Below are 24304 nucleotides of genomic sequence, written 5' to 3'. Positions count from 1 at the left end.
CATACGCGGGTGAGTCTGGCGATGGACTTCGAGCCGGAGGGCATGGCGGAGAAGGCCGGTGACGCGATGGGTGTGCTGGACCGCCGGGTCAAGGGCGACCTGAAGCGGTTCAAGGGCTTCATCGAGGAACGCGGCACGGAGAGCGGCGGCTGGCGCGGACGCATCACCCCCGGCGACGCCACCCAGGGCATGTCCGGCTCCGAGGGCTCGGCCCCCGGCCGCCCGGTGCCCGGTCCCGGCCCCCTGCCGGCCGACCCGGACGACATGCGCCACGGCTGATCGCACCACCGCGCGTGTCCCGGCTCGCCCGCGCCCGAAGGGGTCCCGGCGCGGGGAGCCGGGCCACACTGCGGTCCGCGGGGGGCGGTCGCGGCATCAGGACCCTCGCTTCCACAGAGGCCCGCGGGCGGTGACGCCCCCGGCGCCGCACCACCCCCCACCGGCCAGAGGTGCGCCATGAACGTTCCCCTCCCCGACGACGTGTCCGAGCTGAAAGCGGTGATCGGGCGCGAGATCGCCGCCCTCCGCGCCGACGTACGGCGCAAGACCGAGGCGCGCCGGCCCCCGCCGACGGCCCGGGACCGCGCCTCGCCCCTGCAGAGCGCGGCGATCCTTCCGCGCAGGCACGACGACGCCCTCACCACCTCCTGCCTCTGCGGCAGCGGCGACGCGACCGGGAACGCGGCCCTGATCGGGAAAAACCACGACCCCTGGTCGTGCGTCTGCGCCGCTCTGCCCGCCATCCCCGTCTCCGCCGCGCTGCTCACTCCCGTGCGGGACGACAACGGCGGGATCGTCGACTTCGTCATCCGGGCCGGGAACCACATCCGGTCGGCCGAGTGGCTGGAGACACCGGGCCACCAGGTGGGCCAGCGGTTCATGGAGGCACGGCCCGGCGCGGCCGCGAGCGGACTGCTGGGGGCGCTCGCCGACGTCCTGACCTCGGGGCGCGCCATGGACGGCCTGGTCGTGGACTACACGGAGGAGCGGCAGGGCCGGCTCCACCGCGCCCAGCTCCTGTACTGCGCCGCGGCCTGCGGCGGCGAGCTGGTCGTCACCTGGCGCCCGGTCCGCAGCCAGGCCGAGCTCCTCACCCTGGACGCGCAGCACCTCGCGTCCATGGGGTGGGGCCACTGGGACCTGCTCTCGGGGCAGGTGACCTGGTCGGAGGGGCTGAGCCGGATCTTCCGTACGGAAATGCGCATGCCGTGGTCGCTGACGGAGCTGTGCGACGCGCTGCTGCCCGCCGACACGACGGCGTTCGCCGAGTTCATCACGGCCGTCCTCGCGGGTGAGGAACCGGCGTGGACGCGGATCCGGTTCCTGGTGCTCGGCGAGGTGCGCACGCTCGACCTGCTCGGGCGGCCGGTGGCGGGAACGGACGGCAGGCCGTGGGCCGTGCATCTGGTCGCCCGGGATCTGACCCCGCAGATGCGCAGCCGCCGCCGACTGGCGGAGACGGAACGCGAGACGGAGCGACTGCGCCAGCAGGCGGAGGCGGAACGCCGGGTCGCCGCCTCCCTGCGCGAGGCGCTGCTGCCGACGCTCTCGGAGCAGCTGGCCGCCGTCGGGCTGACGGTGGCCGCCGCGTACCAGCCGTCCGAGCCGGACTCGGCGGTCGGTGGCGACTGGTACAAGTGCCGCCTGCTCCCGGACGGCCGGGTGCTGGTGGCCATGGGCGACGCCTGCGGCCACGGTCTCGACGCGGTGGCCCGCATGGCCCAGCAGCGCCACGCGCTGGCGGGGCTCGCGCAGACCGGTGCCCCGGCCGGGGAGATCATGACGTGGCTGAACGAACTGGTGTGCAGCGACCCTTCGGGCCAGACGGCGACGGTGATCGCCGGTCACATCGACGAGGACCGGGTGCTGCACTGGGCCGACGCGGGGCACCCGGCGCCGCTGCTGCGGCGGGAGGGCCACGCCTTCACCCTCACCACCGAGCAGCGCGGGCCGCTGCTCGGGGCGTTGCCGGGCTACGCGTACGACACGTCGGCGTACCAGCTGCTCAAGGGCGATCTGCTGCTGCTGTACACGGACGGCATGGTGGAGCGGCGGGGCGAGGACATCGGCGAGGGCATCGAGCGGCTCACGAAGGCGCTGGGCGAGGCGGCGGGGCTGACGCCGCAGCAGACGATCGACCAGCTGGTCGCCGACCACGTCCGCTCGGGCCACGAGGACGACGCGTGTCTGCTGGCGATCCGGATCGACTGACATACGACCGGCGTCCGGCGGGAAGAGAAGATTTCGGAAAATACGCCGTGAAAGCGAACGAAAGGGTGGGCGCCATGGACGGGATCGTGCTGCCGCGCGACGTCGAGGCCACCGATGCCTGAGACCGGCCTCCCGCAGGAGGCGGTCTCCGCCGTCGCCCTGCGCGTCAACGGGACCGAGCGGACGCTGCGGCTCGACAACCGCACCACGCTCCTGGACACCCTGCGCGAGCACCTGGACCTCGTCGGCGCGAAGAAGGGGTGCGACCACGGGCAGTGCGGAGCCTGCACCGTGCTCGTCGACGGCCGCCGCGCCAACAGCTGTCTGCTGTTCGCGGTGGCCTGCGACGGCTCGGAGATCACCACGGTCGAGGGCCTGAGCGACGGCGAGCGGCTGCATCCCGTGCAGGAGGCGTTCGTCGACCGGGACGCGTTGCAGTGCGGCTACTGCACACCGGGACAGATCTGTTCGGCCGTCGGCATGCTGGACGAAGCCGCCGCGGGACACCCCTCGTACGTGACCCCGCCCGACATGGACCGCCTCCCCGGCGAGGGCGCTGCCGCACTCGACGCCCGGGAGATCCGCGAGCGCATGAGCGGCAACCTCTGCCGGTGCGGCGCCTACCCGAACATCGTCGACGCGATCGAGGAGGCCTCGACGCCGTGAGGCCCTTCTCGTACCTGCGCGCCTCGACCGCCGAGGAGGCGCTCGAGGCGTTCGCCGCCCACCCGGGCGCCCAGTTCCTGGCCGGCGGGACCAATCTCGTGGATCTGATGAAGCTGGGCGTCGCCGCGCCGGAGCTCCTCATCGACGTCAGCCGGCTGCCGCTGGACGGCATCGAGGAGACTCCCGACGGCGGTCTCCACATCGGGGCGGCCGTCCGCAACAGCGACCTGGCCGCCCACCCGATCGTCCGCACGCGCTACACCGCCCTGTCGCGGGCCCTGCTCTCGGGAGCGTCGGGTCAGTTGCGCAACACGGCGACGACCGGCGGGAACCTGCTCCAGCGCACCCGCTGCCCCTACTTCCAGGACCCGTCCAAACCCTGCAACAAGCGGGAGCCGGGCACGGGCTGCCCCGCGCGCGACGGCGCCCATCGCGATCTCGCAGTGCTCGGGCACTCCGCCCACTGCGTCGCCACCCACCCCTCGGACATGGCCGTCGCGCTGGCCGCCCTCGACGCCGTGGTCCATCTGCGGGACGCGCGCGGTGAGCGCACGGTCCCGGTGACGGACTTCCACCGCCTGCCCGGCGACCGCCCCGATCTGGACACGGTCGCGCGCCCGGGCGAGCTGATCACCGGCGTGAGCCTGCCGCCCCGCCCGGCGACCGCGCCCAGCGGTTACCGCAAGGCCCGCGACCGCGCCTCGTACGCCTTCGCCCTCGCCTCCGTCGCCGCCGCGGTGCGCGTCGAGGACGGTGTCGTCGCGGACGCGTCGCTCGCCTTCGGAGGGCTCGCGCACCGGCCCTGGCGGGCCCGCGCGGCCGAGGACGTGCTGCGCGGGGCACCCGCCACCGCGCGGACCTACGCGCGCGCCGCCGACGCCGAACTCGCCGCGGCCGAACCGCTGCGCGACAACGCCTTCAAGGTGGCGCTCGCCCGGAACCTCGCGGTCAGCGTCCTGAGCGACCTCGCGTCCCGAGCCGAAGGAGACCGGCCCCCGACATGACCGACGCACCGACCCTCACCGAAGCCCCCCGGTCCCCCACGGCGCCCGGCAGCGCCGTCCCGCGCCGCGAAGCCCGGGAGAAGGTCATGGGCGCGGCCCGTTACGCGGCCGAACACACCCCGCCGGACTGCGCCTACGCGTGGCCGGTGCCCGCCACCGTCGCGCGCGGCCGGGTCACGGCCGTCCACGCCGGCGAGGCGCTGGCCCTGCCCGGCGTACTCACCGTCCTCACGCACACGAACGCACCGCGCCTGGGCGCGCCCGACGACCCCACGCTCGCGCTGCTCCAGAACGACCGGGTGCCCCACCGCGGCTGGTACGTCGCCCTCGTCGTGGCGGACTCGCCGGAGAACGCCCGCGCCGCCGCCCACACGCTGCGCGTCACGTACGAGACCGAGCAGCACGATGTGCGGCTGACCGCGGATCATCCGCGCCTGCACACCCCCCAGGACGCCGACGACGACGTTCCGGCCGTACGCGAAAGGGGCGACTTCGACGCGGCCTTCGCCTCCGCCGACATCCGCGTCGACGCCACGTACACCATGCCGGCGCTCCACAACCATCCGATGGAACCGCACGCCTCCACCGCGTGGTGGGACGGCGACCGGCTGACCGTCCACGACTCGAGTCAGGGCTCGACCACCGTACGGGACACCCTCGCGGCCCTCTTCGGCCTGCCGAAGGAGGCGGTCACCGTCACGTCCGAGCACGTCGGCGGCGGTTTCGGATCCAAGGGCACGCCGCGCCCCCAGGTGGTGCTGGCCGCGATGGCCGCCCGCCACATCCGTCGCCCGGTCAAACTGGCGCTCCCCCGCCGGCATCTCGCCGCCGTCGTCGGCCACCGCGCCCCCACCGTGCAGCGCGTACGGATCGGGGCGGGTCCCGACGGTGTCATCACGGCCCTCGGCCACGAGGTCGTCACCCAGACGTCCACGGTCAAGGAGTTCGTCGAGCAGGCCGCCGTCCCCGCTCGCACCATGTACACCTCGCCGTCCAGCCGCACGGCCCACCGGGTGGTGGCGCTGGACGTGCCGTCCCCCTCGTGGATGCGCGCCCCCGGTGAGGCGTCGGGGATGTACGCCCTGGAGTCCGCGATGGACGAACTGGCCGTCGCCGCCGGGGTCGACCCCGTGGAGCTGCGCCTGCGCAACGAGCCGGAGACCGAACCCGACAGCGGACGGCCCTTCAGCAGCCGGCACCTCGTCGAATGCCTCCGGGAGGGGGCGCGGCGCTTCGGCTGGGAGCGACGCGATCCCCGTCCCGGCATGCGCCGGGAGGGGGACCTGCTCCTCGGTACGGGCGTGGCCTCGGCCACCTACCCCGTCCTCCTCAGCCCCTCCACCGCCGCCGCGCATGCCGCACCCGACGGCACGTACACCGTCCGCCTCAACGCCACCGACATCGGCACGGGCGCCCGCACCGTTCTCGCGCAGATCGCCGCCGAAGCGCTCGGCACCGACCCGGAGTCGGTCCGGGTGGAGCTCGGCAGCAGCGCGCTGCCCGACGCGCCGCTCGCGGGCGGCTCCTCGGGCACCGCGTCCTGGGGGTGGTCCGTGCACAAGGCGTGCACCGCCCTCACCGAGAAGCTGCGCGCGTACCCCGGCCGGCTGCCGGCCGAGGGCGTGTCCACCTCGGCGGACACCGAGGAGGAGGCGGGCCGGGAGTCCCCCTACGCGCGTCACGCCTTCGGCGCGCACTTCGCGGAGGTCCAGGTCGACACCGTGACCGGCGAGGTGCGCGTACGCCGCCTCCTCGGTGTGTACGCCGCCGGCCGCATCCTCAACCCCCGTACCGCGCGCTCCCAGTTCATCGGCGGGATGACCATGGGGATCGGCATGGCCCTGACCGAGGGCAGCGGCATGGACGAGGCCTTCGGGGACTTCACGGCGCGCGATCTGGCGTCGTACCACGTCCCCTCGTGCGCGGACGTGCCCGCGATCGAAGCGCACTGGGTCGAGGAGGAGGATCCTCACCTCAATCCGATGGGGAGCAAGGGGATCGGTGAGATCGGCATCGTGGGCACGGCCGCCGCCCTGGCGAACGCGGTCCATCACGCGGTGGGCGTGCGCCTGCGGGATCTGCCCCTGACCCCGGACCGGCTCCTGCCGCACCTCACCGCCTGAGAAAGCGTCCGTGTACGGCGGCGGCCGTGAAGCCGGGGCCGAAGCCGATCAGGATGCCCTCGGCGCCGTGCGCGGGCGGGTCGTCGAACGTACGGGCCAGGACGTCGAGAACGGCCGAGCCGCCGAGGTTTCCGACTTCGGCGAGAGAGGCCCAGGAGTGTGTCAGGTCGCCGGTGGCCGGGTCGGGATCCAGACCGAGACCGTGGGCGGCGTCGGTCAGGATCCGGGGCCCGCCGGGGTGTACGACGGCGAAGTCGAGCGGGCGTCCGCCGAGCCACTTGGTGATCTCGGGCAGGCAGTCGTTCAGGGCCCGGGTGGCGGAGGTGGTGGAGTCGAAGGCGAGGCCCGCCGCGGAGAGACGGCCCTGGTAGCGGTCGATGCTGTCGGGCAGGACGTACTCGAGAGCGTCGTCGAGACGGACGCCCGGCCCCGACCAGCGGGGCGCACCGGTGGCCACGACGGCTCCGGAGCCGTCACCGAACAGGGTCTTGTAGATCATCGATTCGCGGCTCGTGTCGGCGTGGTTGTACGTGGCCGTGGAGAGGCATTCGGCCACGACGACGAGGACGTTGGCCCCGGGGTGGGCGGTGATGTCCCGATGGGCGTGGACCAGCGCCTGCGCCCCGCCCGCGCAGCCCAGGGTCCCCATCGGGACCCTGCGTATGCCGGGTCTGAGGCCCAGTTCGTGGACGAGATGTATGTCCAGGGAGGGCACGGTCCAGGAGGTGGTGTGACTGGTGACGACGCAGTCGATGTCCTCCGGCTCCAGTCCGGCGTTGGCCAGGGCCTGGCGGCCGGAGGCGATGGCGAGTCGGAGGGCGTCCTCGTAGGCGGCGCGGTTGCGTTCCTCGATCGGCGCGGTGCCCGAGACGGTGGGTGCGGACAGGGGGCGGGTGAAGCGCCGGGTCCTGACGGTCGTCGCGCGGGCGATCCGCAGATACGACTCCAGGCGTGGCAGATCGGGGTGGGCGCGGCGGATGTCGTCGCACAACTCGTCGGTGGTGACGACGTGTTCGGGCAGGGCGATGGCGGGACGGGCGAGACGGGTCAAGGTCGACTCCCTGGAGGACGGGCAGGCGTACGGAACGGTGGGCGAGGGGGCGCGCGGCCTGCTGCGCGGACGGAGGAACGGTTCAGGACCGCAGCGGTGCGGTGAGGACGGGGTGGCGTTCGGTGAGGGAGGCGCCGGCGGTGTAGAGCAGGAGCATGACGCGGGCGCCGGGCGAGGTGACGGGCTCGGAGACGCAGGTGGTGACCCAACCGGGGCCGTGCACGGCGTGGTTGATCGGCCGCTCGGAGCCGTCCGGGTACGGGACGGGGGCGGTGGCGGTCTCGCGGTAGAGCGGGCCGGCGACCGGGTCCCGCAGCACCTCGGCCTCCAGGCGGGCGAGGGCGGTGTTGTGGGGCCGCATCTCCACGGCGTGGCGCAGCTGGGGCATGACGAGCGGGGCCCAGCGCGTGTCCCAGTCGATGAGGACCTCGGAGCGGGCGAGGGGGTCGAGCAGCATCCAGCGCATGGTGTTGGCGGGCGGCCGGCTGCCGGGGAAGAGGTGGCGGTACTCCTGGTTGTGGGCGAGGACGTTCCACTCGGCGTCGTTGATGTAGGCGAGGGCGCCGGTGATCTGGTCGACGACCCGTTGCCACACGCCCGGGACGGACATGCCCGAGTCCCGGTGCAAGGTGAAGGGCGGGTTCTCGCGGCGGGCCAGCCGCCAGAGGAACGTCCACTCCTGCTCGTTCAGCCGGAGCACCTTGGCGACCGAGCGGAGGAAGTCGCTGCTGGGGTTGGCCAGTTGGCCGTTCTCGAACCGGTTGTAGGTGCCCGGAGCGCGTTCCAGCAGTTCGTCCATCTGCTCCTGGGACAGTCCCGCCGCGCGTCGCCCGGGCCCGGCCGTCCGCGGCGGGAAGCCCGCGGAGACCGGATCGATCGCCGCCCGGCGCTCCACGAGGAGTTGCTTCAACGGCTTGCGGGCGGTCGCGACGTTCACGGGGGCACACCTTCGCTCGTTCGGACACCGACGACAGCGGTATACGCCGTACACGCGGCGGCGCTGTGGCGGTGGCTGGACGAGGCAATTATCTGCATCGCCGCTCCCTGGAAAGCCCACCCCCGAGCGGCGAGACTCTGGGGGACCGCGGCCGGTGTCGACAATCGCCATGACGTAGCGTCCTCGGCACCAGCCGTAGCGGGCACACCAGAACGGCATCCCCCTGTCACCTGGCCCCGCGACCGGCCCCGGGCGGCACCCTCGCCGCCTCGGGTCACGGCGGCCCGGGCGGCACCCTCGCTGCCGGGTCACCGGCCCGGGCGGCACCCTCGCCCCTGGGCCACCAGCCGGCCCGGGCCGCACCCCCGCCCCCGGGCCGGCCACCGACCGCTCCGGGCACGTGACGAGGCCCCAGGATGTGACGGGGCCGGCTCAGGCCGCGAAGGCCGCCCGGTGGTCCTTGGCCCATTGCGCGAACGTGCGCGCCGGGCGGCCGGTGATCTTCTCGACCGTCGACGTGATCTCGGGTCGGGAACCGACCGTCTCCGCGAAGGACTTCAGCACGGCCCGCACCATCTGCCGTGGCATGTCCGGGAAGAAGTCCGCTTCCGCCTCCTCCGGGGGAACCTGGACGTACGTCAGGTCCCGGCCGAGCTCCTGCCCGATGGCCGCGATCTGCCCCGCGTTCGTCACCGCCGCGGGTCCGGTGAGCCGGTGGACGGCGCCCTCGTGGCCCACGTCGAGCAAGGAACGCTCGGCCACCGCGGCGATGTCGTCCTCGTGGATCGGGGCGGTGACGGCATGTGCGAAGGGGCCGCGCACGGTGTCGCCCTCGCGGATCTGCGGGGCCCACTGGAAGGAGTTGACGGAGAACGCGTTGGGGCGCAGGAAGGTCCATTCCAAGCCGCTGCCCCGGACCAGTCGCTCGGCGCGCGCATGCTGGATGTGGATCGGGTGGCTCTCGTCGGCGCCCTCCTGGATGATTCCCGAGGAGAGCATGACGACGTGTCGTACGCCGGCCGCGCGGGCCTGGTCGAGGACGGCGCCTGTGCGGTCGCCGGTGGCCTGCACATGCAGGAAGAGCTTCGACGCTCCTTCGAACAGCCCGGCTGACTCGAGACGCGTCACTTCCACGCCCGGGGGAAGGGCGGCCCGCTCGACGTCGCGGCTCACCGCCCGCACGGACCGCCCCCCGGCGGCGAGCCGCCCGACGAGGCAACGGCCGACGTTCCCGGTGGCACCGGTCACCACGATCACGGCATCTCCTTTTCCGCCTCGGGTTGATCAACCCTGGCCGTTTCGACCCTAGGAGGGGTGAGCGACCCACCGCATCGGCGAAGAGGACCAACCGCGCTTACGTCCCCAGGCCTAGGCCTAATGCGGAAAGTGGCTGGGCGCCTGCGGCGGCCCGGCCCCGGCGCGGGGGCGCGCCGGGGCCGGGCCGGTGAGCGGGAGTGTCAGCTCGTCACGGTGATCTGCCGGCTCGGGTCCGTGGTGTCGGTGATCTGGTAGGTGGCGGTGAAGGTGGCCGACCGGTTGCCCGTGGGGCAGAGGAAGCCGCCGGTCACGGTCGCCGGGACCGGGGCGTCGGCGATCGCCAGTGCGGAGGGCGCGCCGTTGGTCCAGGTTCCGCCGACGGAGGTCGGTCCGCCCGGCGAGGCGGTGATGGTGCAGCTGGCCAGCCCGCTGGTCCGGAGCACGACCCCACCCTTCGGCATGGTCAGCGCGGCGGAGACGGGGGTGCCGTGCTGGGCGGAGAGGGACCAGGCGCCGTTGGTGGAGTTGCTGGTGACGGTCACGTTCACACCGCTGACGTCGGTCGTGCAGCCGCTGAAGGTCGGCGGGTTGATGGTGGCGCCGACCGGGCCCGCCGCGTTGTGGTTGCCGGGCGCGGCCGGGATCGTGTTGTCGGGCCCGGTCGTCGGCGTCGAGGCGGAGACCGTGCAGGTCATGGTGGTCGATCCCGCCGTGAAGGTGGCCTTGCCGGTCAGCTTGGCGGCGAACGAGTGCCCTGCCGGGGACACGGTGGTCGAAGAGGCCGACCCTTCCCCGGCGTTGGCGGTGGTGACGCCGACGAGCGCGAGGGCGGCGGCGGTCGCGAGACCGGCCGCCGCCGCGAACAGCGGGCGCGTGCGTGACGTGGCGATGGACATGGGGGTCTCCTCGGACGGTCGATCGATGGTGGGGGGGTGCGAGGAGGTGCGGATTCGGTGCCGGTGGTGCGCACCCGCGTGGGGGGGGGTTGTGGCGCTGCCGTGCGAAGTGACGAGAGAGGAGGACCGGCCGGTAGGGGTGTCCAGGTGCGCTTTACGCCACTCGGGGGACCCGCGCGAGGGTCAGGCCGATTCGCGGCGCACCAGTTCCGTGGGGAGGATGACCGCGGCCGGTTCCTCGCCGCCTATCCGGGCGAGCAGCGTCCGTACCATCTCGGTGCTGATCCGGTCCCACGGCTGACGGATCGTCGTGAGCGGCGGACGGGACGACAGCGCCGCCGGGGAGTCGTCGAAGCCGCCCACCGCGACGTCGTCGGGGACCCGGCGTCCGGCCCGGGCCAGGGCGTCGAGCACGCCCTGGGCCATCAGGTCGGACGCCACGAAGACCGCGTCGACGTCCGGTGCGCGTTCCAGGAGCAGGGCGCCGGCCGCCTCGCCGCTCGCGCGGCTGTAGTCGCCGGTCACGATCAGCCTCTCGTCGACGGGCAGCCCGCATTCGGCCAGCGTCTCGCGGTAGCCCGCGAGCCGCTCGACGCCGCCGGGGGTGTCGAGCGGGCCGGCGACGGTGGCGATCCGGCGGCGCCCGGAGCCGTAGAGGTGGCGCACCATGTCCCGCGCTCCGTCGCGGTCGTCGGCGGCGACGTAGCCGACCTTCGCGGTCTGGCCCAGCGGCTTGCCGCAGGCGACCACCGGCACGCCCGCCTCGTGCAGCCGCGCCACCACGGGGTCGCCGGAGTGGCTGGAGACCAGGAGCACTCCGTCGACGTGCCCGGCCTCGATGTAGCGCAGATTGCGCCGCCGCTCGTCCTCGGTGCCCGCGATCATCAGCAGCAGCGGGATGTCCCGGGCGGCGAGCGCCTGGGTGCAGGCCCGCAGCAGCACGTTGAAGTTGGGGTCCTCGAAGAACCGCTCCTGGGGCTCGGTCAGCAGGAAGGCGACCGAGTCGGACTTGCCGGTGATCAGCGAGCGGGCGTGCCGGTTGACGACGTAACCCGTCCTGCGGATCGCGGCGTCGACGGCCGCCTTCGCCGTGGGGCTGACGTAGTGGCCGCCGTTGAGAACGCGGGAGACGGTCCCGCGCGAGACACCGGCCTCGCGCGCCACGTCGTGGATCGTCACGGGGCGACGCCTGCTCGCTGCTGTGCTCATGTCTTTTCCCCTCGTTCCCTGCTGTTCAGGACTTTACGGCGCCCGACAGCAGGTCGAGGCTCCAGAACCGTTGGATGACCAGGAACAGGGCGATGAGGGGCACGATCGCGAGGAGCGCGCCGGTGATCACCAGGGTGTAGAGCGAGGGCTGGCCGGCGCCCTGCTTGAGGAGGGTGAACAGGCCCACGGTCATGGGGAACTTCTCGTCGTCGCCGAGCATGATGAACGGCAGGAGGAAGTTGTTCCAGATGGCCACGAACTGGAAGAGGAAGATCGTCACCAGGCCGGGGGACATCATCGGGGCGGCGATCCGCAGGAAGATCCGCCACTCCCCCGCGCCGTCCATCCGGCCGGCCTCGACCAGCTCCATGGGAATGGCCGCCTCGGCGTAGATCCGGCCGAGGTAGACGCCGTACGGGGAGAGGATCAGCGGCAGCAGGACGGAGAGGCGGCTGTCCGTCATGTCGGCCTGCGCCATCAGCAGGTACTGCGGGATGGCGAGGATCACCGGCGGCATGAGGACGCCGGTGAGGATCACGTTGAAGAAGGTCTCGCGGCCGGGGAAGCGGTACACCGCCAGGGCGTAGCCGGCGAGGGCCGACACGATCGTGGAGAGGACGGCGCCCAGACCCGCGTAGAACAGGGAGTTGCCCATCCAGCGCCAGTAGATGCCTTCGCGGTACGCGCTCAGGTCGGCGAGGTTGTCGCCGAAGCCGTCGCCCGGCAGGAAGGTGAAGGTGGAGAAGAGGTCGGCGCCGGACTTGGTGGAGGCCACCAGGACCCAGGCGACGGGCAGCAGGCAGTAGAGCGCGCCGAGGACCAGTGCGGCGGTCGGCAGCAGGGCGGCGCGGCGCGGGCGCCCCGGGCCCTGGGAGGCGCCGGGCGCGGCCCCGGCGGTACGGCCGGCGGCCGCGGCCTCCTTGCCCGGCTGCGGCGGGGCGGCGAGCCCGCTCATCGGCTTGCTCCTTGCTTGGTACGGCGGTTGGCGGCCCGGAGGAGGGCGAAGGACAGCAGGAAGGTCGCCGCGGCGAGGACCACGGCGGTGGCCGAGGCGGCGTGGATGTTGCCGCCGACGAAGGCGTCGTTGAAGACCTTCATCAGGGGGCTCCAGGTGGTGGGGATGCCGTTGGTGAGGGGCTTGAGCGTGGTGGGCTCGTTGAAGACCTGGAGCGTGGCGATGATCGAGAAGAAGAACGTCAGGACCAGCGAGGGGGCCACCATCGGGATCTTGATGCGCAGGGCGATCTGGAGCTGCGAGCAGCCGTCGAGCCTGGCCGCCTCGTGGACCTCGGCGGGGATGGACCGCAGCGCGGTGTAGATCACGATCATGTTGAAGCCGGTGCCGCCCCAGACCGCGATGTTCGCCATGGCGCCGTAGAGCGGCCCGCCGTCCATCAGGTCCGGCCGCGGCAGCCCGAGGGCGTCGAGCAGAGGGAAGAACGGGCTCACGTCCGGCAGGTAGAGGAAGCCCCACAGGAGGGCGGCGATCACGCCGGGGATGGCGTACGGCAGGAAGATCGCGAGCCTGGAGAAGGAGCGGGCCCGCACCCGGTCGGTGTCGAGAAGCAGGGCGAACAGCAGGGCGAGGCCGAGCATGACGGGTACGACGATCGCGCCGTAGCCGAGGATGCGCAGGGCGCTCGCACCGAGTTCGGGGTCGGTGAGGGCGGCGGTGTAGTTCTCCAGGCCGGCCCAGACCTCGCTCCTGGCCCCCTGGCCCAGGCCGAGCCCCTTGACCTCGATCTTGTGGAGGCTGAGCCAGATCGCGTACCCGATGGGCAGGGCGAAGAAGAGCAGGAAGAGGACGGCGGCCGGGAGGAGGAAGAGGTAGGGGGCGCCGCAGGTCCGTCCGGGGCGGCCGGTGGGCGAGGGAGAGTCGGGGGGTGCGCTTGGCGCTCCGTTGAGGGTGGTGGTGGGCGACGGGTGGGCGTACGGGGCCGCCTCGGCCCCGTACGACCGGCGCACGCCCGTGGTGGGCTGCGTCACGGGGCGACCTCGAAGCCCTGCTTCTTCAGGTCGGCGACGGTGGCGGCCTGCATGGCGGTCAGGGCGTCGCCGAAGCCGGCCTTGGTCCTGGCCTTGGCGGCCTTGCCGAACTCGTCCTTGAAGAAGGTGTAGGCCACGTTCACGTTCGGGCCCCAGGCGGCGGGGGCGGTGGTCTTCGCGATGGACGCGGCCCGGGTGTAGAAGTCGGGCTGGTTGGCGAAGAAGTCCGGGGCTTCGGCGAGCGCGCCGCCGGTCTGGGCGGCGGTGGCGGCCGGGTAGATGCCGGCCTCCTTCACCAGTGCGGCGAGCGCCTCGGGGTCGGTGTTGAGCCAGGTGGCGAACTCGGCGGCGGCGGCCTTGTGCTTCGAGTCGGTGGTGACGGCGGTGGTGGAACCGCCCCAGCTGCCGGTGGCGGGCTCGGCGGTGTCCCACTGGGGCAGCGGCGCCATCGCCCACTTGCCCTTGGTGTCGGGGGCGGCGGTGGTGAGGGTGCCCGGCGCCCAGACGGCGCTGACCCAGCCGATCTGCTGCCCGGTGTTGAGGGCCTTGTTCCAGGCGGGGGTGTACATCGGCTGGTTGTCGATGACGCCCTCCTCGACGAGGCCGCCCCAGAAGTCGGCGATCTTCCTGGTGGCCGGGTCGTCGATGCCGACCTTCCACTTCTGGCCCTCGGTGGTCCACCACCGGGCGCCGGCCTGCTGGGCGAGGCCGGCGAAGAGGCCGGAGTCGTTGGAGGAGAAGGTCGTCAGCGCCTTGTCGGGGGCCTTGGCCTTGAGCGCCTTGGCGGTGGCGGCGAACTCGTCCCAGGTGGTGGGTACCTTCAGGCCGTACTGCTGGAAGAGGTCGGTGCGGTAGTAGAACATCATCGGGCCCGAGTCCTGGGGCACGGCGTAGACGGCGTCGCCGCCGAGCGTGGTCTGCTGCCACAGCCCCGGGGCGAACTTGTCCTTGGCCCCGCCGACCTCCTTGGAGATGTCGGCGAGCGCGTCGTTGCTGACCAGCGTGGGCAGGGCCTGGAACTCGGCCTGCACGAGGTCGGGGGCCTGCTGGGCCTTGGACGCCGTGATGATCTTCGTCACCAGGTCGTCGCCGGAGGCCTGCTTCTGGACCGTGACCTTGATGTCCGGGTGCTTCCGGTTCCAGAGGGCGGCCACCTTGTCCATGTTGGGGGCCCAGGCCCAGTAGGTGAGCGAGACGGGACCGGAATCCGCCTGCCGGCCGTCCTCGGACGAGCCGCAGGCGGTGAGCACGGTCGCGCCGAGGGCGACAGCGGTCGCGGTGGCGGCGACGGCGACAAAGCGGTGGCGCAAAACGATGGGCATGGAGCCTCTCCCCTGACGAGCGGCCCTCCCCCACGGGAAGACCGGCCATGCATCTGTGAGCGTTCACAGTAGAGAAACGTTCCGGACACTTGTCAATGGTTGTTCCTGTGCGGTTATGTTGCGTTGCACCGTCGAGATGCGGTGTGTGTACGTTCACAGCCCCTCAGGTTCCAACGCCTTGACGTTCCAACGTTCCAGGAGAGATTCATGCCGGAGACCACTCCCCACGGCCTGCACCGGCTCGCCTTCGGCGGGGACTACAACCCGGAACAGTGGCCGGAAAGCGTCTGGCAGGAGGATGTCCGGCTGATGCGCGAGGCCGGAGTCACCATGGTGAGCGTCGGGATCTTCTCCTGGGCCCTGCTCGAACCGGAACCGGGCTCGTACACCTTCGGCTGGCTCGACCGCGTGCTGGATCTGCTGCACGAGAGCGGGATCCGCGTCGACCTCGGTACGCCCACGGTGGCGCCGCCCGCCTGGTTCTACCGCGCCCACCCCGAGGCCCTGCCGGTGTCCCGCGAGGGTGTGCGGTACGCCTTCGGCTCACGCGGGGCGATCTGCCACAGCTCCCCCGCGTACCGCGAGGCCGCCGCGCGGATCACCACCGAGCTGGCCCGGCGCTACGGCACCCACCCCGCCCTCGCCCTCTGGCACGTGCACAACGAGTACGGCGTCCCCGTCAGCGCCTGCTACTGCGACACCTGCGCCGCCCACTTCCGCCGCTGGCTCGACACCGCCCACGGCTCGGTCGAGGCCGTCAACGACGCCTGGGGGACGGCCTTCTGGGGCCAGCGCTACGCCTCGTACGAGGAGATCGACCCGCCCCGCCTCACGCCCACCGTCGGCAACCCGGCCCAGCAGCTCGACTACCGCCGCTTCGCCGACGCCACCCTGCGCGAGAACTTCGTCAGGGAGCGCGACATCCTGCACCGGCTCGCCCCCGGCATCCCGGTCACCACCAACTTCATGACCGCGCTGAGCCAGTGCGACTCGCTCGACTACTGGTCCTGGGGCCGCGAGGTCGATCTCGTCACCAACGACCACTATCTGATCACCGACGGGCGTCGCACCCACGTCAATCTGGCCATGGCGGCCGACCTCACCCGCTCGGTGGCCGGCGGCGCCCCCTGGCTGCTGCTCGAACACTCCACGTCCGGGGTCAGCTGGCAGCCCCGCAACCCCGCCAAGCGGCCCGGCGAGATGGCCCGCAACTCCCTCGCCCACGTCGCCCGCGGCTCCGAGGGCGCCATGTTCTTCCAGTGGCGCCAGTCCCGGCGGGGCGCCGAGAAGTTCCACTCCTCGATGGTGCCGCACGCGGGCACCGACTCGCGGATCTGGCGCGAGGTGGTGGCGCTCGGCGCCGACCTCGACGCGCTGGCCGAGGTACGCGGTACGCGGACCGTCCCCGACGCCGCCATGGTCTGGGACTGGCAGTCCTGGTGGGCGCAGGGCCTGGAGTGGCGTCCGAGCGAGGACCACGACGCGCGGGAGCGTGCCGACAGCTTCTACGAGAGCCTCTACGACCGGCACCTGACCGTCGACTTCGCCCACCCGGAGGCCGACCTGTCGGCCTACCCGCTGGTCGTCGTCCCGGCGCTCTACCTCGCCACCGAGGCCGCCGGGCTCAATCTGCGGTCGTACGTCGAGGACGGCGGCACCCTCGTGGTCTCGTACTTCTCCGGGATCGTCGACGAGCACGACGCCGTGCACCCCGGCGCCTACCCGGGCGCGCTGCGTGACGTCCTCGGTCTGACCGTCGAGGAGTGGTCGCCGCTCGGCGCGGGCGAGAGCGTACGGATCACCGGCCCGGCCGGGGATTCGCTGCCCGCCGACGTGTGGACCGAGTTCGTCGTGCCCCGCGGAGCCGAGACCGTCTGGAGCTACGCGGACGGCCCGGCGGCCGGGGGCCCCGCCGTCACCCGCCACCGCCTCGGCCGGGGCACCGCCTGGTACGTCTCCACCCGGCTCGACGCCGCCTCGCTGGACACCGTCCTCCGCGCCGCCTGCGAGGACGCCGGCATCGACTCCCGTGACACCCTCCCCCGCGACGTCGAGGTGGTGCGCCGCTCCGGCGAGAGCGGCGACTACCTGTTCGTGCTCAACCACACCGCCGACGACGCCAAGGTGCCGCTGGACACCCCCGGCACCGAACTCCTCGGCGGCGAACGCGCCGACGGGCATCTGGCCGTCCCGGCGGGCGCGGTCCGCGTCGTACGGCTCGACGCCTGACCCCACCGGACTCCCCGGGCGCGGCCGTGCCACGCGGCCGCCCCCGGGTGCAGCGCACCACCTTCCTTTCCCTCCACCGTCGAAGGGACATCGACGATGTACGTCGCACCACGCACCCCGCGCACCCGCGGGGCAGGTACACGCAGAACCGGGCATGGCATCCGCCTGCTGAGGGCGGCGGCCGCCGCCTCGCTCGCCACCCTGCTCCTCGCCGCGCTGCCGGCCCCGCAGGCGCGGGCCGCCGCCACGCTCACCAACGCCGGATTCGAGAGCGACGGCGTCGGCACCGCGACTCCGTCGGGCTGGTCCACCTACTCGGCGGCGGGCCAGAACGCCGCCTCGTTCACCGAGTCCGGCGGACGCGGCGGCGGTCACCGCCTGACCCACTGGTCGTCGTCCGCGTACAAGGTGGAGACGTACCAGTTCCTGTCCGGGCTGGCCAACGGCCACTACACGCTCAGCGCCTGGGTGCGGTCGAGCGGCGGACAGAACTCCGCGTACCTCGCCCTGCGCAACTGCGGCTCGGCCGAACAGCGCACGGATCTTCCGCCCACCCCCAACGGTGCCTGGATACGCCTGGTGGCCTCGGTCGCGGTGACCGGCGGCCAGTGCACGATCAGCGTCAACTCCGATGCCAGGGCGGGGAACTGGCTCAACGTCGACGACCTCTCCTTCACCTCCGGTACGACCGGGCTCGCGGTGAAGGGCGTCGACGTCTCCACGCTGAAGAAGAGCGAGGATCTCGGTGGCACCTACCGTACGAGCGGCGGCACCACCGGTGACGCCGTGTCCATCCTGAAGTCGGCGGGCGCCAACTACGGACGGCTGAAGGTGTGGGTGAACCCGGCCGACGGCTACAACGACAAGGCCCGGGTGCTGTCGACCGCCAAGCGCCTCAAGGCCCAGGGCATGAAGCTCCTGGTCGACTTCCACTATTCCGACATCTGGGCCGACCCGGGCGCCCAGACCAAGCCGGCCGCGTGGGCGGGCCACTCCTACAGCCAGCTCACCACGGACGTGTACCAGCACACGTACGACGTCCTCAACGCCCTCAAGGCCCAGGGCACCACCGCCGACATGGTGCAGATCGGCAACGAGATCAACACCGGCATGCTCTGGCCGGAGGGCTCCACGGACAACTGGTCCCAGCTCGCCGGTCTGCTGAAGTCCGGCGCCTCCGCCGCCAAGGCGGTCTCCTCCACCACGCAGATCGCCCTCCACCTGGCCCACGGCGGTGACAACGCCCTGTACCGCTGGTGGTTCGACAACGCGAAGGCGCAGGGCGTCGCGTACGACGTGATCGCCCTGTCCTTCTACGGCTACTGGCACGGGCCGCTCTCCGCGCTGCAGGCCAACCTCGACGACATCTCGGCCCGTTACGGCAAGCGGGTGCTGGTCGTCGAGACCGCATACCCCTTCCGGCTGGACAGCGAGGACGGCCACGAGAACATCATCGACACCACCGCGGAACTGGTTCCCGGCTACCCGGCGAGCCCCGCGGGTCAGGCGGCCTGGCTGCGGGACGTGATGAACGTGGTCGAGGCCGTGCCGAACGGCCGGGGCCTGGGTGTCGTGTACTGGGAGCCCACCTGGACCGCCGTCACGGGCAACGGCTGGGACCCGGCCGATCCCTCCTCCGGCAACGGCTGGGAGAACCAGGCCCTCTTCGACTACGACAGCAGGCTGCTGCCGGCCGCGGGCTGGCTGAACCACCGCTGACGGACGGGGCGGGGGACGGCATCGCCCCCCGCCCCGCTTCCGCGGCCACGCCGCGCACCGGCGTCCCACGTCGACGGGGCGACCCGGCGGGACACCCCGTCCGCCGGGAGACCCTAGACTCGGCGGATGGCGAAGTACTTCGACGTCCACCCCGACAATCCTCAGCCGCGCACGATCGGCACCGTGGCCGACAGCATCCGCTCCGGCGCGCTCGTCGCCTATCCGACGGACTCCTGCTACGCACTGGGGTGCCGTGTGGGCAGTCGCGACGGCATCAGCCGCATCAGGTCCATCCGGAACCTCGACGACCGTCACCACTTCACCCTGGTCTGCGAGAGCTTCGCGCAGCTGGGTCAGTACGTGCACATCGACAACAACGTCTTCCGCGCGATCAAGGCGTCCACGCCCGGCAGTTACACCTTCATCCTGCCCGCGACGAAGGAGGTGCCGCGCCAGCTGCTGCATCCGAAGAAGAAGACCGTCGGCGTCCGCATCCCCGACCACGGCGTCGCCCAGGCGCTCCTCGCGGAACTCGGCGAGCCGCTGCTCTCCAGCACCCTGCTGCTGCCCGACGAGACCGAGCCGCTGACCCAGGGCTGGGAGATCAAGGAACGGCTCGACCACGTCGTCGACGCCGTCCTCGACTCCGGCGACTGCGGGACGGAGCCGACCACCGTCATCGACTTCTCCGGCGACGGGGTGGAGATCGTACGCAGAGGGGCGGGCGACACCACGCCCTTCGAGTAGGCGCCCCGCCGCGCCCCGCCCGACGGCCCGCTGGGTACGTCGGGCGGGCCGGTTGAGTACCGGTACTCACGTCCGCCGGCCATCCCGGACCGACGATGGAGCCCTCCACCGCCGAGTCCAGGAGATCCGCCCATGCTCAGCCGCATCGCCGACGTCCTGGTGCCCGCCGTGGGCCGTCTGACCGTCACCGCCGACGCCGGTGCCGTGTTCGCTCCCGGCAGCGTCATCGCCGCCAACCACACCTCGCTCGCCGATCCGGCCGTCGTCCTGGCGGCCCTGCGCCGCCTCGGCGTCGAGCCGGTCGTCCTGGCGACCGCCGGTCTGTGGCGCATCCCGCTGTTCGGGCGGGCGCTGGCCCGGGAGGGGCACGTTCCCGTCCACCGCGGGGACCGTCGGGCCGCCGACTCCCTGACCGGCGCGGCCAGGGCCCTCGCCCGGGGCCGGATCGTCCTCATCTACGGCGAGGGCCGGATCCCGCGGCGCCCGGACGCGGGGGAAGCGGCCCCCGAGCCCTTCCGCAGCGGACTCGCGCGGCTCGTTCAGCACACGGGAGCACCGGTCGTCCCTCTCGGGCAGGCAGGCGCCCGCCGCATCACCTCCGGTGGCCGGACGAAGCAGCTCGCGGGTCTGCTGACCGCCCCGCTGCGCCGCCCCGGTCTCCATGTGCACATCGGGGCTCCCGTCGTGCTGACGGGCGACGGCACCGAGCGGACCGCGCACGCCCACGCGGCGGTGACGGCGGCCTGGCGGACCGCCGCCGAACACCTGGGCGAGGCGGTCGCACCGGCCGCCTGACGGGCGTGTCCCGGACGCGCGCGTCGGGCGGGTGGCCGTGAGGGACGATCGGGCTCAGGGCAAGGGGGTCGCGCGTGCGGGGACGTCGTGGCTCTGGTGTCCGCCGCTGGCCACCATCCGGACCTGGCCCTCGTCGTTGATCTCGGCCTGGACGATGCCGGTCTCGTCGGCGTACACGGGGTGTCCGCCCGCGCCCGTGCGTTCGGTGCGGGTGACCACGATGGAGTCGCCCGAGACCGGAAATGTCAGCTCGTATCGTTCGACGCTTCCCATGCGCCCCTTTATACCGATGCGGGACACGGAACCGCGCACGTGCCAGGAGACTTTGCGGCAGCCCGCCCGAGAAACCGGTCATTCGGAGCCTTCCGGCCCGGCCGAGAGAAGGTCGTCCTCCTCGATCACCGGTGCCGATGCCGGTTACTGCAGGGCGTGCACGGCCGCCCGGAACAGCGCCGGCAGGCGGCGGGCCGTGGGGACGATCAGCCGGGAGGCGGCGGCGTGCCGGGTCGCGCGCAGGAGGGCCTCGGTGAGCAGCCGGTGGCGGCGCGTCAGGCGTGCCCACTGGGCGGGGTAGTCCTCGGGCCGGCCGGCGGCGAGGCAGGCGACGGCCGCGGTGGCCGTGGCGGTCGCCAGCGCGATGCCCTCTCCGGTCAGCGCGTCGACGTAGCCGGCCGCGTCACCGATCAGCAGGACGCGTCCGGCCCGCCGGCTACGCGCCGCTGTGCGCAGCGGTCCGGCTCCGCGCACGGGGCCGGCCTCCCGTCCTCGCAGCGCGGCGGCGAGGACGGGAAAGGCGGCCAGGTGCTCGTCGTACGGGCGGCGGTCGTGGCTGAGCACGGCGACCCCCACCAGGTGGTCCCCGACCGGCGTCACGTACGCCTCGGCGTGGCCGGACCAGTGCACCTCCACGAAGTCCGTCCACGGCGCGATCCGGTAGTGGCGGCGCAGGCCGTAGCGCCGGGGCGCGCTCCCGGCGAGGTCGAGGCCCAGGGACCGCCGCACGGGTGAGTGCAGGCCGTCGGCGGCGATCAGCCAGCGGGCCGTCATCCCGGCGGCGCCGACCGTGTCGTGGCCCAGGAGGACCTCGCCCACCCTTCCGGGCAGGAGCCGGACCCCGAGCTCCACGGCCCGTCGGTGCAGGGCCGTGTGCAGCGCGATCCTTCGCACCCCGAGCCCGTGGCAGTCGCGGAAGGCGGCCTCCGCGGCGTGCGTGCCGTCGGTGTACCGGATTCCGCGCAGCTCGCGGCCGGGCGGGCGGGTCACGCCCAGCTCGTCGAGCGCCGCCACGCCGCTGGGCATGATCCCCTCGCCGCAGGCCTTGTCGACGGGGAAGGCCCGTGGTTCGACGACGACGGCCTCCATGCCCGCCCGGGCGGCCTGGATCGCGGCCGCCAGGCCGGCGGGGCCGCCGCCCGCCACGAGCACGTCGATCACGCCCGTACGTCCTCTCCGTCGGCCGCGCCGGCCGGGCGGGCGGCGACGGTGGGGTGCCCGGCGCGGGCCAGCGCTTCGTCCTCGCACCGGATGCGGACCGCCATGAGCACGGTGTTGAGCAGGGTGAAGGCCGCCGCCGTGACCCACGCGCCGTGGACCAGCGGCAGAGCCAGTCCTTCGGCGGCGACCGCGACGTAGTTGGGGTGGCGCGACCAGCGGTACGGTCCGCCGGTGACGAGGGGCAGCCCGGGAACGACGATGACGCGGGTGTTCCAGCGGTGTCCGAGCGTACGCACGCACCACCAGCGCAGCGCCTGCGCCGCGAGGACGACGGCCACCATGGTCCATCCGAGCCACGGTGTGAAGGGGCGGCCGGTCAGGGCGACTTCGGCGAGGCAGCCCGCCAGCAGTCCGGTGTGCAGGGCGACCATCGCCGGGTAGTGGGCGCGGCCGCACTCGGTGCCGCCCCTGGCCATGCTCCAGCGGGTGTTGCGCCGTGCGACGGCGAGTTCGGCGAGGCGTTCCGTCGCGACGGCCAGTACGAGGCCGGTGTACCAGATCACGTGTCCTCCGTCCTACCAGCGCAGCAGCACCAGTTCGCAGCAGAAGCCCGGGCCCATGGCCATCAGGAGTCCGGGGGTTCCCGGCTCGGGCCGCCGCTGTTCCAGCGTGTCCCTGAGGACGTGCAGCACCGACGAGGAGGAGAGGTTGCCCACCTCGGCGAGTGAGCGCCAGGTGAGGTCGAGGGCGCCTTCGGGCAGTTCGAGCACCTCGGTGACGGTGTCCAGGACCTTGGGGCCGCCCGGGTGGCAGACCCAGTGCGCGATGTCCTTCGGCTTGAGGCCGTGCTCTCCGAGGAACTCCCCGACATCGTCGGCGAGATAGCGGCGTACGACATCGGGCACGCCCGGGTCGAGGACGACCTTGAAGCCCGAGTCACGGATCTCCCAGCCCATCACGCCCTCGGTGTCCGGGTACATCCTGCTGCGCGTGGCCACGATCTGAGGTCCGGCGGCCGGGCTCGGCGCGGCGCGGCGGCCGCCGGTGGCGACGACGGCCGCGGCGCCGTCGCCGAAGAGCGCGGTCGCCACCAGGTTGGCGGGCGACGCGTCCTCGCTCTGGAAGGTGAGGGAGCAGAGCTCGACCGACAGGAGTACGGCCACGTGGTCGGGCCAGCCCCGCAGGTAGTCGTGCAGCCGGGCCACGCCGGCGGCGCCCGCGACACAGCCCAGGCCGAAGACGGGGAGGCGTTTCACGTCGGGGCGCAGGCCGAGGCGTCCGACGAGCCGGGCGTCGACGGAGGGCGCGGCCACTCCGGTGACGGAGGTGAACATCAGCAGGTCGACATCGGCGGGCCGCAGACCCGCGTCCCGCAGCCCGCCGCGCAGCGCCCGCGCCCCGAGGTCGACGGCCGCGTCGATGAACACGTCGTTGGCCGCTCCGAAACCGGCCAGTGCGCCGTAACGCTCCAGCGGCAGCACCATGTGCCGTGTGTCCACCCGCGCGTTGCGGTGGAGCCGGTCCAGGACCCGCCGGTCGGCGCCGGGAGGAAGACAGGCGCGCGCCACCATCTCGGTCACGTCGCGCTGCGGGTGGCGGTGGGGCGGGAGGACGCCGTGCACGGCTGCGATCCGGGTCATCCCGACACCTGGGAGGGAGGCGTCATGGGCGCCATCCTGCCCCCGGAGGCAGGACGAAGGGCGCATATCGCCCGCGCGTCTGTCGTGTTCGCCCATGATCAGCCGTGTTCGGGGGGTTTCTGCGTGTCTGGCCCCCTACGATCGGCCGATGGACACCATGGAGCGGCCCAGAAGGCGCGGCGGGTCCGCCCGGCCGCTCGGCCGGGTGGCGGGTCTGGTGCTGTCGTGCCACCCCGGGCCGGTGGCGGCGGTCTCCGCGATGACCGTCGCGCTCTGCGTCGGTGCGGGGCTGGGTCCCGCGCGCTGCTTCCTCGTCGGGTGCGCGGTGCTGACCGGACAGCTCTCGGTCGGCTGGTGCAACGACGCCCTCGACGCCCGCCGCGACGCCGAGGCCGGCCGCCGGGGCAAGCCGGCGGCCGGCGGTGCGGTGACCCCGCGCGAAGTAGGGGGTGCGGCGTTCACCGCGCTCGCCCTGTGCGTGCCGCTGTCCCTGGCGTGCGGCGCTCTCGCCGGTACGGTGCATCTGGCCGCGGTCGCCGGAGCCTGGCTGTACAACGTACGGCTGAAAGCGACCGCGCTGTCCTGGCTGCCGTACGTGATCGGCTTCGGTGGTCTGCCGGCGGTCGTCACCCTGAGCCTGCCCGGCCACCCCTGGCCCGCCTGGTGGGCCATGACCGCCGGAGCCCTGCTGGGCGTCGCGGCCCATCTGGCGGACGCGCTCCCGGACATCGCGGACGACGAGGCGGCCGGTGTCCGCGGACTGCCGCACCGGCTGGGCGTCGCGGGCACCCGGCTGGCGCTGCCGGTCCCGCTGACGGCGGCGTCGGCGGTGCTGCTGCTGGGCCCCGGGGGCGCGGCGTTCGACGGTCCGCGGATGGCGATCCTCGTCGGGGTGGCCCTCGTCGGGGTGGCCGGACCGCTCCTGGGCCGGTACTGGCGCAAGGCGGCGTTCGCGGCGGCGGTGTGTGTGGCCGCGGTGGATCTGGCGCTGCTCCTGGCGCGCGGGGACACGCTCGTGTGACGCCCCAGGGGGCGGCCCCACCGGAAGGGGATCGGTGGGGCCGCTCCCGGGGGGGGC

The 24304-nt window shown here is 73.0% G+C and carries 22 protein-coding genes and 1 pseudogene; 11 read left to right on the top strand and 12 right to left on the bottom strand.

Features of this window, described 5'->3' with window-relative positions:
* The 6 genes and pseudogenes from ACWDX6_RS23150 to ACWDX6_RS23125 form a co-directional block, all read left to right on the top strand.
* Positions 1-279: pseudogene (locus tag ACWDX6_RS23150) on the top strand (SRPBCC family protein); the annotation flags it as partial.
* Positions 280-456: 177 nt separating this feature from the next.
* Positions 457-2211 (top strand): PP2C family protein-serine/threonine phosphatase, encoded by a 1755-nt coding sequence (locus ACWDX6_RS23145; RefSeq protein ID WP_451486786.1) that lies wholly within the window; start codon positions 457-459, stop codon positions 2209-2211.
* On the top strand, positions 2184-2333 hold the full coding sequence (locus ACWDX6_RS23140) for a hypothetical protein (RefSeq protein WP_451486785.1): 150 nt from the start codon (positions 2184-2186) through the stop codon (positions 2331-2333). The genes ACWDX6_RS23145 and ACWDX6_RS23140 overlap by 28 nt, the downstream gene beginning before the upstream one ends.
* Positions 2326-2877 (top strand): 2Fe-2S iron-sulfur cluster-binding protein, encoded by a 552-nt coding sequence (locus tag ACWDX6_RS23135; RefSeq protein WP_451486784.1) that lies wholly within the window; start codon positions 2326-2328, stop codon positions 2875-2877. Before ACWDX6_RS23140 ends, ACWDX6_RS23135 begins: the two co-directional genes overlap by 8 nt.
* On the top strand, positions 2874-3881 hold the full coding sequence (locus ACWDX6_RS23130) for an FAD binding domain-containing protein (RefSeq protein ID WP_451486783.1): 1008 nt from the start codon (positions 2874-2876) through the stop codon (positions 3879-3881). The genes ACWDX6_RS23135 and ACWDX6_RS23130 overlap by 4 nt, the downstream gene beginning before the upstream one ends.
* Complete coding sequence (locus tag ACWDX6_RS23125; RefSeq protein WP_451486782.1) at positions 3878-6004, top strand: xanthine dehydrogenase family protein molybdopterin-binding subunit; 2127 nt, start codon at positions 3878-3880, stop codon at positions 6002-6004. The genes ACWDX6_RS23130 and ACWDX6_RS23125 overlap by 4 nt, the downstream gene beginning before the upstream one ends.
* Here ACWDX6_RS23125 and ACWDX6_RS23120 read toward each other — a convergent pair.
* From ACWDX6_RS23120 to ACWDX6_RS23085, 8 genes are all read right to left on the bottom strand, one after another.
* Positions 5994-7055 carry a PhlD gene (locus ACWDX6_RS23120; RefSeq protein WP_451486781.1) on the bottom strand — a complete coding sequence of 354 codons (1062 nt, stop codon included), beginning with the start codon at positions 7053-7055 and terminating at the stop codon, positions 5994-5996. The genes ACWDX6_RS23125 and ACWDX6_RS23120 overlap by 11 nt on opposite strands.
* Positions 7056-7137: 82 nt before the next feature.
* Positions 7138-7992, bottom strand: a complete 855-nt coding sequence (locus tag ACWDX6_RS23115; protein ID WP_451486780.1) for an MmyB family transcriptional regulator — start codon at positions 7990-7992, stop codon at positions 7138-7140.
* Between the two features lie 432 nt (positions 7993-8424).
* Entirely contained in the window at positions 8425-9249 is an 825-nt protein-coding gene (locus ACWDX6_RS23110; RefSeq protein ID WP_451486779.1) for an NAD(P)H-binding protein, read from the bottom strand.
* A gap of 200 nt (positions 9250-9449) precedes the next feature.
* Positions 9450-10145 (bottom strand): hypothetical protein, encoded by a 696-nt coding sequence (locus ACWDX6_RS23105; protein ID WP_451486778.1) that lies wholly within the window; start codon positions 10143-10145, stop codon positions 9450-9452.
* Positions 10146-10328: 183 nt separating this feature from the next.
* Positions 10329-11354 carry a LacI family DNA-binding transcriptional regulator gene (locus ACWDX6_RS23100; protein WP_451486777.1) on the bottom strand — a complete coding sequence of 342 codons (1026 nt, stop codon included), beginning with the start codon at positions 11352-11354 and terminating at the stop codon, positions 10329-10331.
* Positions 11355-11379: 25 nt separating this feature from the next.
* Positions 11380-12309, bottom strand: coding sequence for a carbohydrate ABC transporter permease (locus tag ACWDX6_RS23095; protein ID WP_451486776.1), 930 nt, complete (start codon positions 12307-12309; stop codon positions 11380-11382).
* Positions 12306-13151: a carbohydrate ABC transporter permease gene (locus ACWDX6_RS23090; protein WP_451486790.1), complete on the bottom strand. Its 846-nt coding sequence runs from the start codon at positions 13149-13151 to the stop codon at positions 12306-12308. The genes ACWDX6_RS23095 and ACWDX6_RS23090 overlap by 4 nt, the downstream gene beginning before the upstream one ends.
* A gap of 185 nt (positions 13152-13336) precedes the next feature.
* Positions 13337-14662, bottom strand: coding sequence for an ABC transporter substrate-binding protein (locus ACWDX6_RS23085; protein ID WP_451486775.1), 1326 nt, complete (start codon positions 14660-14662; stop codon positions 13337-13339).
* A 207-nt stretch (positions 14663-14869) separates the two neighbouring features.
* Here ACWDX6_RS23085 and ACWDX6_RS23080 point away from each other — a divergent pair, with 207 nt between their 5' ends.
* From ACWDX6_RS23080 to ACWDX6_RS23065, 4 genes are all read left to right on the top strand, one after another.
* On the top strand, positions 14870-16891 hold the full coding sequence (locus tag ACWDX6_RS23080; RefSeq protein ID WP_451486774.1) for a beta-galactosidase: 2022 nt from the start codon (positions 14870-14872) through the stop codon (positions 16889-16891).
* 96 nt (positions 16892-16987) lie between these two features.
* On the top strand, positions 16988-18610 hold the full coding sequence (locus tag ACWDX6_RS23075) for a glycoside hydrolase family 53 protein (protein ID WP_451486773.1): 1623 nt from the start codon (positions 16988-16990) through the stop codon (positions 18608-18610).
* Positions 18611-18736: 126 nt separating this feature from the next.
* Positions 18737-19357 (top strand): L-threonylcarbamoyladenylate synthase, encoded by a 621-nt coding sequence (locus ACWDX6_RS23070; RefSeq protein ID WP_356893862.1) that lies wholly within the window; start codon positions 18737-18739, stop codon positions 19355-19357.
* A 132-nt stretch (positions 19358-19489) separates the two neighbouring features.
* Positions 19490-20152, top strand: coding sequence for a lysophospholipid acyltransferase family protein (locus ACWDX6_RS23065; RefSeq protein ID WP_451486772.1), 663 nt, complete (start codon positions 19490-19492; stop codon positions 20150-20152).
* Between the two features lie 54 nt (positions 20153-20206).
* Here ACWDX6_RS23065 and ACWDX6_RS23060 read toward each other — a convergent pair whose 3' ends face one another.
* From ACWDX6_RS23060 to ACWDX6_RS23045, 4 genes are all read right to left on the bottom strand, one after another.
* Positions 20207-20425: a DUF6296 family protein gene (locus tag ACWDX6_RS23060; RefSeq protein ID WP_451486771.1), complete on the bottom strand. Its 219-nt coding sequence runs from the start codon at positions 20423-20425 to the stop codon at positions 20207-20209.
* A gap of 144 nt (positions 20426-20569) precedes the next feature.
* Entirely contained in the window at positions 20570-21586 is a 1017-nt protein-coding gene (locus tag ACWDX6_RS23055) for an NAD(P)/FAD-dependent oxidoreductase (RefSeq protein ID WP_451486770.1), read from the bottom strand.
* Positions 21583-22149, bottom strand: coding sequence for an isoprenylcysteine carboxyl methyltransferase family protein (locus ACWDX6_RS23050; RefSeq protein WP_451486769.1), 567 nt, complete (start codon positions 22147-22149; stop codon positions 21583-21585). Before ACWDX6_RS23050 ends, ACWDX6_RS23055 begins: the two co-directional genes overlap by 4 nt.
* 12 nt (positions 22150-22161) lie before the next feature.
* Positions 22162-23226 carry a type III polyketide synthase gene (locus ACWDX6_RS23045; protein WP_451486768.1) on the bottom strand — a complete coding sequence of 355 codons (1065 nt, stop codon included), beginning with the start codon at positions 23224-23226 and terminating at the stop codon, positions 22162-22164.
* Between the two features lie 148 nt (positions 23227-23374).
* Here ACWDX6_RS23045 and ACWDX6_RS23040 point away from each other — a divergent pair, with 148 nt between their 5' ends.
* On the top strand, positions 23375-24247 hold the full coding sequence (locus ACWDX6_RS23040; RefSeq protein ID WP_451486767.1) for a UbiA family prenyltransferase: 873 nt from the start codon (positions 23375-23377) through the stop codon (positions 24245-24247).
* The last annotated feature ends 57 nt before the right edge of the window (positions 24248-24304 follow it).

The organism is Streptomyces sp. NPDC003027, assembly GCF_053591435.1.
The sequence above is the reverse complement of the archived record's forward strand: the minus strand, read 5'-3'. Positions and strand labels throughout refer to the sequence as shown.